Raw genomic sequence first — 14,327 nt, 5'->3', positions numbered from 1 at the left:
GACAAGCCGTGTTCGATCATCTTACCGATCCCGCCCTGGCCGACCTGCGCGTGCGCGTGCGCCGCTATGTCGAAGAGGAACTGTTGCCGCTCGAACGCGAGCTGGGCCTGGGCGCCGAGGACGCCTGGCCGCGCGAGGTGCTGCGTGGCATCTGGCGCCGTTCCAGCGAACTGGGCTTCTACGCTGCCTGCCTGCCGGTGGCGCTGGGCGGCCAGGGACTGAGCATCGCCGCGCAGTGCGCGCTCAAGGCCGACCTGGCAGCCAGCGGGGCTGCGCTCGCGCCCCACGTGCTGGGTGAGCTGGGCGGGCCGCCGCGCGTGGGCAATATGCTCAAGTACGCCACCCCGGACCAGCTCCAGCGCTATTTCCTGCCGGTGATCCGCGGCGAGAAGTCGGTGTGTTTCGCGCTGACCGAGCCGCACTCTGGCTCGGACGCGCAGAGCATCACCACCAGCGCGGTGGCCGAGGGCGACATGCTGCGCATCAATGGCAGCAAGCACTACATCAGCGGCGCGCCGTTCGCCGACTTCGCCATCGTCATGTGCGTGACCGATGCCACGGTCTCGCCGCCGGCGATCTCGGCGGTGCTGGTCGACCTTGACCTGCCCGGCGTGACCGTCAGCCAGCAGTACGTGCCGATGTCTGGCCAGCACATTGACGCCGACATTGCCTTCGCCGACGTGCGCGTGCCGCGCGCCAACATTCTTGGCGGCGAGGGCAACGGCTTCAAGCTCGGCATGTCGCGCATCAACGTGAACCGCCTGCTGCACTGCCCGACCATGCTGGGCCTCGCCACGAGCGCCTATGAGGCATCGCTGGCGTATGCCGGGCAGCGCCGCCAGTTCGGCGGACCGATCGCGCGCTTCCAGGCTATCCAGCACATGCTGGCCGACATGGCGGCGGCCTTGTGGGCCTGCGAGAGCATGATCGCCCAGACCGCTGCGCTGGCTGACAGCGGCGCCGACCTGCGCATGAAGGCCGCCGCCTGCAAGCTGTTCGTCTCGGAGCGCTGCTTCGAGGTGGCGGACAAGGCCGTGCAGATCCATGGCAACGTGGGCGTGACGCGCGGCCATCCGGTGGAGCAGGCCTTCCGCAAGCTGCGCATGTTCCGCATCTTCACCGGCACCAGCGAGATCCAGCGCAACACCATCGCGCGCGCCATCCTGCAGCCGGCCCAGGGAGACGCATCATGAATCGCAGACAATGGCTTGCGATGGCCGGCTCGTCCGCCCTGGCGGGCATGGCCGGCGGCGTCGCGCGCGCTGCCGCTGACTTCCCCAACCGGCCGATCCGCCTGATCGTTCCCTTCGTCGCAGGCAGCGCGCCGGACAGCACCGCACGCGTGCTGTCCGAAGGACTGCGCACGCGCCTGGGCCAGCCCGTGGTGGTGGAGAATGTCGCGGGCGCGGGCGGCATCATCGGTGCCGGCGCCCTCAAGCGGGCGGCGCCGGACGGCTACACGCTGGGTCTCCTCGCCAATACGCACGTGATCAATGTGCATACCTACCGGCATCCTCCCTATGATCCGGCGCGCGATTTCACGGCTATCGGCGCGCTGGCTGGTGGTCCCACCGTGCTGGCGGTGCCCGCCTCGGCGCCCTACCGCAGCGCGCGCGATCTGGTGGCGGCGCTGCGGCGCGCACCGGGCGCGCTCAGCTATGGCTCTGGCGGCAAGGGCAGCATCGCCCACCTGGCCGTGGAAATGCTGCTGCACCAGGGCGGCACGCGCGCGCTGCATGTGCCATACAAAGGGGCGACGGAACTGGTGGCTGCCATGCTCAGCGGCCAGACCGACTTCGGCATGCCGGTGCTGGGCACGGCCGCGCAGTACCTGCACAACGGGCAGCTGCGCGCGCTGGCGGTATCGTCCTCGGCCCGCTCTCCTTACTTCCCGGAGGTGCCGACGCTGGCCGAAGCCTTGCCGCCAGGCTTCGTCATCGACAACTGGAGCGGCCTGTTCGCGCCGGCCGGGCTGCCCGCGCCGCTGCTGCAACGCATCTTCGCGGCCGTCGGGCAGGTGCAGGCGAGCGGGGCGTTCGATACGCAATTGCGCACCAGCGCGGGCGAACTGCGCCGCAGTGCCTCGCCGGGCGAATTCAATGCGCTGGTCGCCGCCGAGACGCGCCGCTATGGCGCGCTGATGCGCGAGATCGGCATGGATGACAGTTGAGACCCGCAACGGAAAGCCGACGATGAAACCAGAGTGGTCCTGCCTGAAGGACGTCAAGATCATCGATTTCAGCCAGCTGCTGCCGGGGCCGCACGCCACGACCTTGCTGATGCAGCTCGGCGCCGATGTGATCAAGGTGGAGCAGCCCGGCGTCGGCGACACCTCGCGCCAGCTCGGTGCGGCCGTGTTCGCGCAGTTCAACCGGGGCAAGCGCTCCGTCGTGCTGGACCTGAAGAGCGCAAGCGGGAAGGCGGCCTTCCTCGACCTGGTGCGCGAGGCCGATGCGGTGGTCGAAGGGTTCCGCCCCGGCGTGCTGCAGCGGCTGGGGCTGGACTACTCGGTGCTCGCCGCGGTCAATCCCGCCGTGGTGCTGTGCTCGATCTCGGGCTTCGGCCAGAGCGGGCCGTACGCCGAGCAGGCGGGGCACGACCTGAACTACCTGGCGCTGGCCGGCTACTGGTCGGTGCCGGTGCAGGTGGAGGACAAGGTCTCGCGTCCGCGCGCCCGCGTGTCCGACTACGCTGCCTCCGGCTACGCGGCGCTGTCACTGGCAGTGGCGGTGATGAGCGCGCGCCAGAACGGGCGTGGGCAGCACCTCGACGTTTCGATTCACGATGCGATCCTGTCCTGGACCGCACACGGCGCCTGGGCCGCGCGCGAGTATGAGGCGCAGCCGCTGGCCGCGCCGACCGTGCTGCCCGACAACGACCTGTTCGCCACCCGGGACGGCCGCCACCTCGCCATGGGCATCCTGGAGAACAAGTTCTGGCTCAACCTTGCGGAGGCGATGGGCACCGCCTATCCCGCCCTGCGCGATGCGCGCTTCGTTTCACGCGCCGGTCGTCAGCGGCACAAGGCCGAGGTCAATGCTGTGCTCAAGGCCATGTTCCTGAGCCGCACGCTGGCGCAGTGGGAGGCAGCCTTTGCCGGCCGTGACCTGCCGTTCTCTCCCGTGCTCGGTGCCCGCGAGCTGTTCGCGGACCCGCATGTGCAAGCGCGCGGCATGGTCCGCAGCTTGCCGGAGGAGGGGAGCATCGCGCTGCGCTTTCCTGTGAAGTTCTCGCTGGGGTTGCCGGACAGCGGTACCGAGGTGCCGGCGCTGGGCGAGGGCGGCGCCTAGCCGGCCCGCGGGCACCGTGCCGGCCGCTCGGCACGGACAGGCGCTGCGCGGTGTAGCGCACGAAACGGCGGTGTCGTATCTGGGTATGATGTTGCTGAGGGGGCGACGGCAGGGCCGCCGCCCGCGCCACCCCGAACGGGCCAGCCCACAGCAGCGAACCCGGTCTTGCCGGAACGCCCAGATCCTCTCATGCCACGGTCCAAGTACCTGCCGGCGCCGCGCCTCGCGATCGCGGCTGCCCTGCTTGCTGTCCCCGGGCTGTGCGGCGCGGCGCCGCAGCTCGCCTTCTCGCTCCAGGATCTCGCCACGCAGGCCAGCACACCGTGCCAGGTCGAGTCGCCCGTGTACCCGCCGGCGCTGCGCGCTGCCGGTGTCGCGGGACAGGTGCAGCTCGAACTGGTGCTGGGCGCAGACGGCAGCGTGGAGTCCGCCACGGTCCGGCAGAGTTCGGGCGAGGCAGCGCTGGATGCCGCGGCGTTGGCCTCCTTGCGCCGGGCCCGGTGCCAGCCGTTCCACGACCCGGCGACGGGCAACGCCATCCGCGGTACCGCGCTGGCCCGGCTCGATTACCGTGAGACGGACGGCGGCGCAGGCCAGCCGCCCGAGCGGCCGCAGGCCGAGCCCCTGGCAATGACCAACGAGCAGCGGGCGGCGCCGCCGCCACAAGCGTTCCCGCCCGACTTCGAGGAAGCGCTCAACGTGCTGGTCCGCGCTTACGACGTAGGGCCCGTGGTGGCATCGGGCATGGACAAGGCATTCGCCAAGCTGCCCGACAAGCTGGGGCCGGTGCCGAAGGCGCGCTATGTCGAATGCGCCCGCGCGCGCTTGAGCGAGCCGGTGCTGGAGCAGGTCGTCAGGCCGGGCTTTGCCATGGTCATCACGGATCCGGGGCTGATGATCCGGCTGGCCCGGCTGCTGGGCTCGCCGCTGGGCCGCAAGGCCAAGGCGGCGGCGCTGGAGGGCAAGAGCATCGAGGCTGCCGGTATCACGGGGGCGGATGCACTGGAGGCCAACAGCCTGCTCGAGAGCCCCGACCTGAAGGCCTTCCTGGAGCAGGGCGGCCTCAAGCGCATCAGCGATGCGATCGCGCCCTATCTGTACGTGGCCAGCCGGCAGGCGACGGAGGCCTGCATGAAGGAGCTGGTGCCGCCGGGCTACAAGGCGAAGAGCGAGCTGCCCGCCTGAACGGGCTGCTTAAACGAGCTGCTTGAGAGGGCTGCTTGAACAGGCTGCTTGAGCGGGGGGCCGCCTGAACGGCTGCAACGGGGCGGCGCGAGCCGCCCCGGGACTCACGCCGGCACGCGCTCCGGCTCCCGCAGCCGCGCCGCCGCATCGCGCACGAAGCGCACGGTGGTATCGGCGGCGGTGATCGGCAGCATATGGCCGCCGGGCACCAGCGTCAGCGCGGCACCCGGCACCTTGGCGGCCAGCGCCTCGCCGTTCTCCGCCGGGTCGAGGATGCGGTCCTCGCGGCCGTACAGGATGCTGAGCGGCAGGCGTAGCGTTCCATAGCGCGGCAGCAGCGGTGGCAGGCTGTGTTCGGCGGCATTGAGGTCTTCCGACGCGGCGACGAAATGGCCAGGGCGCAGAGCGAGCAGGCCGCCGCCGCGCGTGGCGAAATCTGGCGGTACCGGGTCGGGGCCGAAGACAATGTCCATCACCTGCTCGCGGCGGGCGATCGACATCGGCGTGGCCAGCGTCCAGGCCACCAGCCGGCGCAGCCAGGGCTGCCGGATCGTCAGCGCCTTGAACACCACGGGGATGTCGGAGGGCGGATGCGTCAGCGGTGCCACCAGCGCCAGTCCGCCCACGCGCTCCGGATGGCCGATGGCCAGCGCCAGCGCCACCGCCCCGCCCAGAGAGTGTCCTACCACCAGCGGCCGCTCCAGCCCGAGCTGCTCGATCAGCGCCGCCAGCGCGCTGGCCTGAGCCGGCAGGCCAGCGTCCGCTCCCGGCGCACGCGTGGAATAGCCGGCGCCCGGCCGGTCCACGGCCACCACGCGGAAATCGCGCGCCAGCGGCTCGATCATGCCATAGTTGAAATTGCCGAGCTGGCCCGACAGGCCGTGCACCAGCAGCACGGCGGGACCTTGGCCGCGCTCCACCACATGCAGCCGGGCGCCGGGCACGTCGACGAAGCGGCCTGCGGGCGGCAGGGCGGCTTCCACGCGCTTCGCGGTGCGCCACGTGAACCAGGCCAGGCCGGCCACGGCCAGCACCACCAGCAGCGCCAGCGCCGCCACCACGATCAGCGGCGCGCTCATACCTGTACGCTCCGGCCAAGCAGCCGCCAGTAGTGCACCGGCGCAAGGCGCTCCAGCCACGACACCACCACCGCGTCCATGCCCACCAGCACGCGCGAGCGGCGCTTTTCCAGTCCGCGCACGATGATGTCGGCCGCCTTAATCGGCGGCATCCGCAGCATCTTGTCGGCGCGCGCGAGGCGCTGCTGCAGCTGCTCCTGCGGGATCGGCTCCGCCAGGCGCGCATTGCGCGCGATCGACGTGGCGATGCCGCCGGGATGCACCACCGTGACACCGATGCGGCTGCTGGCCAGTTCGTGCCGCAGCGCATTCGAAAAGCCGCGCACCGCGAACTTGCTGGCGGAATAGGCGCTCTGGCCGGGCGGCGAGATCAGGCCATACAGGCTGGAGACGTTGACGATGCGGGCGTCGTCGCTGCGGTGCAGCAGGGGCAGGAAGGCCCGCGTCATGCGCACCACCGCCTGGAAGTTGATCGACATCAGCCAGTCGAAGTCCGCCTCGCTGACCTGCTCGAAGCTGCCGCCCAGGGCCACGCCGGCGTTGTTGACGAGCACGTCGACGCGGCCGTGCTCGGCCAGCACGGCGGCCGGCAATGCCGCCACTGCGTCGCGGTCGGCCACGTCCAGCGCGTGCACGCTTACACGCACGCCGCGCAGTTCGGGCAGCGCGGCCGTCTGCGCCAGGCCGGCCTGGTCGCGGTCGGCCAGGGCCAGATGGCAGCCGCGCTGCGCCAGCGCCTGCGCGAGCGCGCGGCCGATGCCGCTGCCCGCGCCGGTGACCACCGCCACCCGGTCCTTGAGCTGCATCCGCGCCGGCAGCGGGGCGTCGAACTGCATCACGCCGTCGTCGATGCCGCCGTGCCGGATCGTCAGCATGTCCATGAAGTAGTTCTGGTACACGCGCCACGGCTTGCGGTCGCCCTGCTTGGGCAGCACGCCGGCGGCACGCTGCACGTAGCCGGAGGTGAAGTCGAGGAAGGGCGCGGGCTGCACGCCGGCATCGCGGCGCGGCACCGCGATGCGGTGGCCGCGGCGGTCCATGTGGCGCAGCAGCCGGCATACGTACTCGGCCGTCAGGTCGGCCTTCAGCGTCCAGGAGGCGTTGGTGTAGCCGAAGGCGAGCACCAGATTGGGCACGTCGTTGAGCATCATGCCCTTGTAGGCCATCGATTCGGCGGGCAGGCGCGGCTGGCCGTCGACGGTGATGGCGATATCACCCAGCATATTGAGCTTGAGGCCGGTGGCCACCACCACGACGTCGGCCGGCAGTTCCTTGCCCGAGGCGAGCCGGATGCCGTTCTCGGTGAAGCGCTCGATGGTGTCGGTGACCACTGAGGCGCGGCCGTCGCGGATTTCGCGGAACAGGTCGCCGTCCGGCACCACGCAGACGCGCTGGTCCCAAGGCTTGTAGCGCGGCGTGAAGTGGGTGTCGATGTCGAAGCTGGGGCCGAGCTGCTCGGCCGCCATGCCGACCATGCGCATCTTGACCTGCTCCGGCTTGCGGCGCGCGAGCTGGTAGAAGAACATGCCCAGCAGCACGTTCTTCCAGCGCGTCAGCATATAGGCGTGGCGTTCCGGCAGCAGGCGGCGCAGCTTGTGCGCGATGGCGTCTTCGCCCGGGCGGGGCACGATATAGGTCGGTGAGCGCTGCAACATGGTCACGTGGGCGGCGCTGCTCGCCATGGCCGGTACCAGCGTGACGGCGGTGGCGCCGCTGCCGATCACGACCACCCGTTTGCCCGCGTAGTCCAGCGACGGGTCCCAGAACTGCGGGTGCACCATCCGGCCGCGGAAATCCTCTTCGCCGGCGAAGGCGGGGCGGTGGCCTTCGGCGTAGCTGTAGTAGCCGGCGCAGACATAGAGCAGGCGCGCGCGCAGCCGTACCCGGCCGCCATCCTCGCTGCGCTCGGCCTCGACCGTCCAGCACGCCTCGCCGCTGTCCCATGCCGCGCTGATGACCTTGTGGCCAAAGCGGATGTGCTGGGTGATGCCGGCCTCCTCGGCCGTCTCGCGGATGTACGCCAGGATGGACGGGCCATCCGCGATCGCCTTCGCGCCTTTCCAGGGCTTGAAGCGGTAGCCCAGCGTGTACATATCGGAATCGGAGCGGATGCCTGGGTAGCGGAACAGGTCCCAGGTGCCGCCCATCGACGCGCGCGCCTCGAGGATCGCATAGCGTTTGCCGGGGCAGCGCTGCTGCAGTTGGCGGGCCGCGCCGATGCCGGACAGGCCGGCCCCGACGATCAGGACATCCAAGGGTGTGTCAGTGGGGGCGGTGGCAATCATGGAGTGGACCCAGGTCGAATGCTATTCTGACACTGTAGGTTGTCAGATATCATCTGACAATAGGGAATGTCATAATGGCGCCATGACGACAGAGCTTTCCCCCGCGCGCCGCTACCGCGGCGCCGCAGCCGACGAGCGGCGCGCGCAGCGCCGTTGCCAACTCATTGCCGCCGCCATCCAGGTCTATGGCGAGCGCGGCTACCAGCACTCGACCGTGAAGGCGGTGTGCGAGGCGGCGGGCCTGACCGAACGCTATTTCTATGAATCCTTCGCGAATAGCGAAGCCTTGCTGGCCGCCTCGTTCGAGGCGGTCACCGATGCGCTGCTGGAGGCGATCTCCCTCGCCGGCGACGCAGCCGGGCGCAGCGGACGGCGCCGCGCGCTGGCGATGCTGGCGGCCTATTTCGGTGCCCTGCAGCGCGAGCCGCGCTCGGCACGCGTCTTCCTGGTGGAGATCCAGGGTGTCAGCAAGCAGGTGGACGAGGCGCTCGATGCCTCTCTCCGCTCGCTCGGCAGCCTGCTGGCGCAGGCCTTGCTGCCGGCCGGGGAGGAGCCGGATCCGCTACTGCTGGCGGGTGCGACCGGCGGGATCATGCATATCGCGCTGCGCTGGATACGCAACGGCTACACGCCGTCTGTCGAGGCGGTGGCGGGCAGCGCGCTGCAACTGGCGCTGGTGTTGACCCGCAAGCCAGTGATGCCGACGCAACCTGGCGTGCTCGCGGGGTAGTGCGGGGTAGTGCGGCGGGCCTTGCCGCCGCGCCGGCGTGCGCAGCGGACGGGCGGCGCCCGTTGCGCGGCGTCAGGGACGCGGGGGCTCAGGGCTTGGCCGGTGCCGCCTCCTGTGGCGCGGGCTCTTTCGTGGGCTCTTTCGCGGGAGCAGGCTCTTTCGACGGCGCCGCTTGCTGCGGTGCGGCGGGCGCTGCGCCCGCCGGCACCTGGGCCGGCTCGGCCGGCTTGCCCGCCGCGCCGGATTCCGGTTCGTTTTCCTCGTAGTTGGGCAGGTTCTTTTCCGCTTTGCTGCCCTCGATCAGGTAGCGCCGGCGCTGCAGGTAGGCGTCGCGCGTGAAGGCGTACTTGTCGAGCGCGGCCAGCGCCAGCAGGTCGGTGGCGCCCAGCAGGTTGGTGCGGGTGTCGACGATGTTCACGCCGAACAGCGTATTGCGCCAGGCCGGATCGAAGTAGGTGGTCGGGTCGAGCTGGAAGTTGACGTACAGGCCGACGCCGTCGCGGAACGAGCTGGGACCGAACAGCGGGAGCACCAGGTAGGGCCCGGACGGGATGCCCCAGACGCCCATGGTCAGCCCGAAGTCCTGGGCGTGGCGGTTCAGGCCGGCAGGCGTGGCGATGTCGATCAGGCCGCCGATGCCGAAGGTCGAGTTGATGACGACCCGCATGAAGCTCTCCGTCGCGTCGACGCCCTTGCCTTGCAGCATGTTGTTGACCGTGTTGCCGACATCGCCCATGTTGGCGAAGAAGTTCGTGACGGCGCTGCGCACGGGCGTCGGCGTGACCGCGCGGTAGCCCTTGGCGATCGGCTGCGCCACATACGTGTCGACCTTGTCGTTGACCTTGAACACGACACGGTTCATCGGCTCGAGCGGATCCTCGGGCGATGCCTGCGGCCCGGTCGCGCAGCCGGTGCAAAGCAGGGCGGCGCTTGCGAGCGCGCACAGCGGGCGGGCCACCGTGCCGGGAAGGGGAAAGGAGAGGGGCTTGTCGCTACGCATTTTTCTTGAGTGCATGCCGGCTCAGTCGGCCGACGAGGTTGTCTTTGTCTTTCCGTGGCGCGCGGGGGCCTTGGCGGCATCCGTCCCGGCACGCGCGCGCCGCGGACGGCCCATCAGCATGGGCTGGAAGAACACGGCGCCCGCCAGCGTGCAGGCCAGGGCCAGGGCCAGCAGCTTGCCCATGCTGGCGGTGCCCGGGTGGCTGGACAGCCACAGGCTGCCGAAGGCGGTGGCAGTGGTCGCGGCGCTGTAGAGCACCGCGTGCGTCAGGCTGGACTGCAGCAAGTGGGTCTTGCCGGCCCGCCAGGCGATCACGTAGTAGATCTTGAAGGCCACGCCGATGCCGAGCAGCAGCGGCAAGGCGATCACGTTGGCGAAGTTCAGGGCGATGCCGAACACCACGCACATCTCCAGCGTCACCACGGCCGATACCAGCAGCGGCACCAGCGTGCGCAGCACGTCGCCGACGCGGCGCAGCGCGATCCACAGCAGCACGGTGATCGACAGCACGGCCCACACGCCCGCATGGGCGAAGGCCGTCATGATGGTCTCGGCCGAGCCGCGGATCGCGATGGGGCCGCCGGTGGCCTGCGGCTCCACGCGCAGCACGGCATCGATGAAACGGTCGATGGCCTGCTCGCGCGCATCGCCATCGCCGCGCGGCAGCTTGGGACTGACGCTGACCAGGGCGCGGCCGTCCGGTGCCAGCCAGTCGCGCACCAGTTCGGGCGGCAGGCTCTGCTCGGTGACCGGCTGCGGCGACAAGGCGCGCTGCAGCCGGCTCAGGGCAAGCCGCAGCGGCAGGCTGAGCGCCTGCTCGGCGCGGTCGCGCGTGGCGGCATCGGCCGCGGCGAGTTGTTTGAGCGCTTTGCCCAGGCGTGCCGCTTCGGTTGCACCCGGGCCCGGATGGTCTTCGGCAGCGAGGGAGAGCTGGCGTGCCGCGTTCTTCAGCGAGGCCACGCGCAGCGCGTCGGTGGCCGCTGTGGCCGGGGTTTGCTCCAGCACCGGCCGCAGGTTGGTCGCGGCGGCGGCGATGGCGGCAAGCTTGGGCGGCTGGTCGCCCGGGATGAAGCTTTGCAACGTGATCACGCGCGCCACCTCGGGCAGCGCAGACAGCTTATCCGCGATCTGCCGCGCGGCGTCCAGCGACGGCGCGAGCACGCTGACATCGTCGGTACCTGCCTGCGGGGCGTCCTTGAGCGCCAGCAGCGTGGACATCGACTCGGAATTAGGATCCTTCAGGTGCAGCGGGTTGAAGTCGAAGCGCAGGTGCAGCAGCAGCGGCGAGGCCAGCAGGATGGCCGCAGAGGTGGCGATCAGCACGGGCTTGCGGTGGCGCTCGAAGAAGGCATCGGCGGCCGCCAGCCGGGGCACGCCCGGGGCGACCCGGCCGCCCTCGGGGCGCATCAGCGAGATGAGGGCGGGGAGCAGCGTGAACGTGCCGGTGAAGGCGACCAGCATGCCGACGCCGGCGATCTTTCCCAGTTCGGCAACACCGCGGTAGTCGGTAGGCAGGAAGCAGAAGAAGGCGGCGGCGGTGGCGGTGGCGGCCAGGGACAGCGGCATGGCCGAAACGCGCGCGGCGTGCACCAGCGCGGTACCCACGTCGACGCTTTCGTCGGCATGGCGCTCGGCGCGGTAGCGCACTCCGAACTGGATGCCGAAGTCCACGCCCAGCCCGACGAACAGCACGGCGAAGGCCACCGAGATCATATTGAGCGCGCCGACCATGGCCAGGCCGAGCGCGGCGGTGATCATCAGGCCGGAGAACAGGCTGATCAGCACGCAGATGATGAGTCGCTTGGAGCGCAGTGCCATCCACAGGATCAGGATGACGGCCAGCACCGTCAGCGCGCCGTTCAGGGCCGCGCCCTCGCTGACCGAGGCGAACTCATCGTCGGCCAGCGGTTGCGGGCCGGTCAGCCGTACCTCGGCGCCGTAGCGCTCGGCCAGCCGCAGTCGCACCGCGGCCGCGCGGATGGCATCGGAGGCGGCGGCACCGGCCTCCAGGTCGCTGTAGTTCAGCACCGGGCTGATGGTGATGAAGCTGCGCGCGAGGCCGTCGGGGCCGGGGCGCAGGTCCGCATCGAGCAGGCCCATCCATGACAAGGCGGCCGGCTTGCCGGCCAGCACGCCCTCGGCCGCGTTCGCGCTCTGGCCGAGCAGCGTGGCCATGTCGGAGAGCTTGACCTGGCCGAGCTGCAACGGCAGTGTCAGCGTGGTCGTCAAGGTGTCGGACAGGCCACGCAGCGATGGATCGCGTGCCAGCGTGTTGAGCAGCGGGCGCGCCTGGCCCAGCTGCGCGGTCATGTCCTTGACCGCAGCGGTGTCCAGGAACAGCAGGCCGTTGCGCGTGAAGAACTCGCCGCCGCCGGGCTGGCTCACCGCGTGGAAGCGCGCCGGCTCCTGGCGCAGCGCGCCGGCCAGCTCGTCGGCCGCGGTGTCGGCCAGTTCCACGGCCGGCGCCTGGACCACGGCCAGGATCAATTGTTCGCGTTGCGGGAAGGCCTTGCCGATGGCAGCGTCGCGCTGCGCCCAGGGCGCACTGGATTCGAGCAGGCGGCCGATGTCCGTATTGATGGCGAAGTGCCGGGCCACGTAGACGCTGCTGAGCAGGGTCAGCAGGGCGGCCACGACGATCACGCTCCAGGGGCGGGAAGTGGCGAATTTGACGATGCGGGTGAGCAGCGACGTGAGCATTGGGCAGGTCAAGGGTGCAATACGGCAGCCGGGAGTATACCCGTGCGGTGGGCTGAGGGCCGTCTGCGCCACCGCATTGATACATTGATGTGATGCCGGTAACGCCGCGGTCCGATACGGCCGCCGTAGGCTATACTGATCCGTTTAGGGCCGGTTCCCATGGCGGGGGTGCCGACGAAGCCTGTTGCCGCCACTGAGGCTATTGGAGCCCATCGTACGTATGAAGACGCAAAGTATCGTTTCCCTGATTCCGTTGGCCGCCGTCGTGATGGTGTCGGCCGCGCAGGCGCAGAGCATCGACCGCGCCACTGCCAACCCGGACAAGCTGGTCCAGGCGGCGGTGGAGGGCGTGATCACCACGATCAAGAGCAATCCCGAGACCCGCAGCGGCGACCTGGCCAAGATCACCGCCGTGGTTCAGCGCCAATTCCTGCCGTTCACAGACTTCGAGCGCACCACCCGGCTCGCCGTCGGCCCCGCCTGGCGCGATGCCACGCCGGAGCAGCGCAAGCAACTGCACCAGCAGTTCGAGGCGCTGCTGGTGCGCAGCTACGCCGTGTCGCTTGCGCAGCTGCGCGAGCAGAATGTCAAGTTCACCTACAAGCCGGCATTGCCTGCGCAGGGCGCGAACGACGTAGTCGTGCAGACGCGCGTGCTGAACAACGGCGATGAGATGCAGATCGACTATCGCCTGCAGCGCACGCCCAACGGCTGGAAAATCTACGACATCAATATGATGGGCGCCTGGCTGATCGAGGTTTACCGCCGGCAGTTCTCCGACGTCGTCGCCCGTGGCGGCGTCGATGGCCTGGTCAAGTACCTGACCAACCACAACGCCAAGCAGTCGGCTGACGCCTGAGTGGCTCGGCAGGCCTGAGCACTCGCCTCGCCCAGGTGCCGCCATACCGGCGCCGCCTGGGCTGTCTACCTTCCCTTCCCGTACCTGTACCCGTACCGCTTGGGCGCGCTGGCCGCGCCGGCCCGTTGCTGCGTGCACCGGACCGCGCAGGCCGGCCGCTGCCTCAGCGCAGCGGCGCCTTTTGGGCGCCGGCCGCGGCCGCGGCCGCTTTGCGCACGCCGCGCCGCCAGCGGCGCAGTTCCATCCATTGCCAGGACACCAGCGCGGGCACGCCGTACAGGATTTCCCGCGCGCGCTTGACCAGGGCCAGCGACATCGATGTCTGGGGATCCACACCAAGCATGTGGCCCAACAGCAGCACCACCGCCTCCTGCACGCCCAGGCCGGCCGGCACGAAGAAGGCGACCTGGCGCGCAGCCTGGGTCAGCGCTTCGATGGCCAGCGCCTGCCAGATCGGCACCGGGTGGCCCAGCAGCATCAGCGCAAACCAGACTTCGAGCGTGCCAACCATCAACCCGGCGAACTGCCAGGCGACCGCCTTGAGCAGCACGCTGCGGCGCTGGTTAAGCAGCCGGATCTGCGCATCCAGGCGTGTGCCGTCGATCATCACGGCGATGCGGTTGTCCTCGCCGAACAGGCGTCGCGCCGCACCTTCCAGCTTTTCGAAGATGCCACCGTGCCGCAGCGACACGGCGAACAGCACCGGCACCGGCAGCGATAGCAGCAGCCCGGCCAGGATGACCGTGCCGTGGCCACCGGTGTCCATCGCCAGCAGCAGCATCAGCACGCCCAGCACGGAATACAGGTAGTGGGCGAACAGCGTGACCATGGCCTCGACCACGACACTGGCGGCGACCGCCGTGGTGTCGGCCACCCGCATGCGCGCCAGCCGGATGCCGACCAGATCACCACCGATGGTGAGGGTCGGCAGCAGCCGGCCGACGGCCTCGCGCACGCCGGCTACCCACCACAGGAAGCCCAGTCCGGCGTGGCGGCCGGGATCGACCGGCGCCAGCAGCACGCGCCAGCCCTGGGCGTCGAGCAACAGCGGCAGGCCGTGGAACGGCACGAGCAGCAGCAACAGCCAGCCGCCCTGCGCCAGAATGTGCGCGACGTCGCCCACGCCCTGGTGCGCCACGAGGGCGGTCAGGGCGATCAGGCCGAGCAGGCCGGTGAGGTAAGCAATACGTTTCATCTTC

At 70.0% G+C, this 14,327-nt stretch carries 11 protein-coding genes; 6 read left to right on the top strand and 5 right to left on the bottom strand.

Features of this window, described 5'->3' with window-relative positions; translation table 11 throughout:
- Window positions 1–8: 8 nt before the first annotated feature.
- The 4 genes from AC1Z3O_RS29820 (at window position 9) to AC1Z3O_RS29805 (ending at window position 4,475) form a co-directional block, all read left to right on the top strand.
- Entirely contained in the window at window positions 9–1,193 is a 1,185-nt protein-coding gene (locus AC1Z3O_RS29820) for an acyl-CoA dehydrogenase family protein (protein WP_483520136.1), read from the top strand.
- Window positions 1,190–2,170 (top strand): Bug family tripartite tricarboxylate transporter substrate binding protein, encoded by a 981-nt coding sequence (locus AC1Z3O_RS29815; protein ID WP_483520135.1) that lies wholly within the window; start codon window positions 1,190–1,192, stop codon window positions 2,168–2,170. The genes AC1Z3O_RS29820 and AC1Z3O_RS29815 overlap by 4 nt, the downstream gene beginning before the upstream one ends.
- 22 nt (window positions 2,171–2,192) lie before the next feature.
- A complete protein-coding gene (locus tag AC1Z3O_RS29810; RefSeq protein ID WP_483520133.1) occupies window positions 2,193–3,290 on the top strand; it encodes a CaiB/BaiF CoA transferase family protein in 1,098 nt (365 codons plus the stop codon).
- A 189-nt stretch (window positions 3,291–3,479) separates the two neighbouring features.
- Window positions 3,480–4,475 (top strand): TonB family protein, encoded by a 996-nt coding sequence (locus AC1Z3O_RS29805; protein ID WP_483520132.1) that lies wholly within the window; start codon window positions 3,480–3,482, stop codon window positions 4,473–4,475.
- A gap of 104 nt (window positions 4,476–4,579) precedes the next feature.
- On the opposite strand, the gene AC1Z3O_RS29800 is transcribed toward AC1Z3O_RS29805, so the two are convergent.
- Both AC1Z3O_RS29800 and AC1Z3O_RS29795 read right to left on the bottom strand, forming a co-directional pair.
- Window positions 4,580–5,554: an alpha/beta fold hydrolase gene (locus tag AC1Z3O_RS29800; RefSeq protein ID WP_483520130.1), complete on the bottom strand. Its 975-nt coding sequence runs from the start codon at window positions 5,552–5,554 to the stop codon at window positions 4,580–4,582.
- Window positions 5,551–7,839, bottom strand: coding sequence for an SDR family NAD(P)-dependent oxidoreductase (locus AC1Z3O_RS29795; protein ID WP_483520129.1), 2,289 nt, complete (start codon window positions 7,837–7,839; stop codon window positions 5,551–5,553). The genes AC1Z3O_RS29800 and AC1Z3O_RS29795 overlap by 4 nt, the downstream gene beginning before the upstream one ends.
- Before the next feature lie 82 nt (window positions 7,840–7,921).
- Between AC1Z3O_RS29795 and AC1Z3O_RS29790 the strand changes: the two genes are divergently transcribed.
- Entirely contained in the window at window positions 7,922–8,569 is a 648-nt protein-coding gene (locus tag AC1Z3O_RS29790) for a TetR/AcrR family transcriptional regulator (RefSeq protein WP_483520127.1), read from the top strand.
- Window positions 8,570–8,657: 88 nt separating this feature from the next.
- On the opposite strand, the gene AC1Z3O_RS29785 is transcribed toward AC1Z3O_RS29790, so the two are convergent.
- Window positions 8,658–9,584: an MlaA family lipoprotein gene (locus tag AC1Z3O_RS29785; protein WP_483520125.1), complete on the bottom strand. Its 927-nt coding sequence runs from the start codon at window positions 9,582–9,584 to the stop codon at window positions 8,658–8,660.
- 6 nt (window positions 9,585–9,590) lie between these two features.
- On the bottom strand, window positions 9,591–12,269 hold the full coding sequence (gene hpnN, locus AC1Z3O_RS29780; protein ID WP_483520123.1) for a hopanoid transporter HpnN: 2,679 nt from the start codon (window positions 12,267–12,269) through the stop codon (window positions 9,591–9,593).
- A gap of 220 nt (window positions 12,270–12,489) precedes the next feature.
- Here hpnN and AC1Z3O_RS29775 point away from each other — a divergent pair, with 220 nt between their 5' ends.
- A complete protein-coding gene (locus AC1Z3O_RS29775; protein ID WP_483520121.1) occupies window positions 12,490–13,128 on the top strand; it encodes an MlaC/ttg2D family ABC transporter substrate-binding protein in 639 nt (212 codons plus the stop codon).
- A gap of 163 nt (window positions 13,129–13,291) precedes the next feature.
- On the opposite strand, the gene AC1Z3O_RS29770 is transcribed toward AC1Z3O_RS29775, so the two are convergent.
- Window positions 13,292–14,323: a lysylphosphatidylglycerol synthase domain-containing protein gene (locus tag AC1Z3O_RS29770; protein ID WP_483520119.1), complete on the bottom strand. Its 1,032-nt coding sequence runs from the start codon at window positions 14,321–14,323 to the stop codon at window positions 13,292–13,294.
- Window positions 14,324–14,327 lie beyond the last annotated feature (4 nt).

The sequence above is a fragment of the Cupriavidus sp. 09_S30 genome (genome assembly GCF_056930435.1).
The sequence above is the reverse complement of the archived record's forward strand: the minus strand, read 5'-3'. Positions and strand labels throughout refer to the sequence as shown.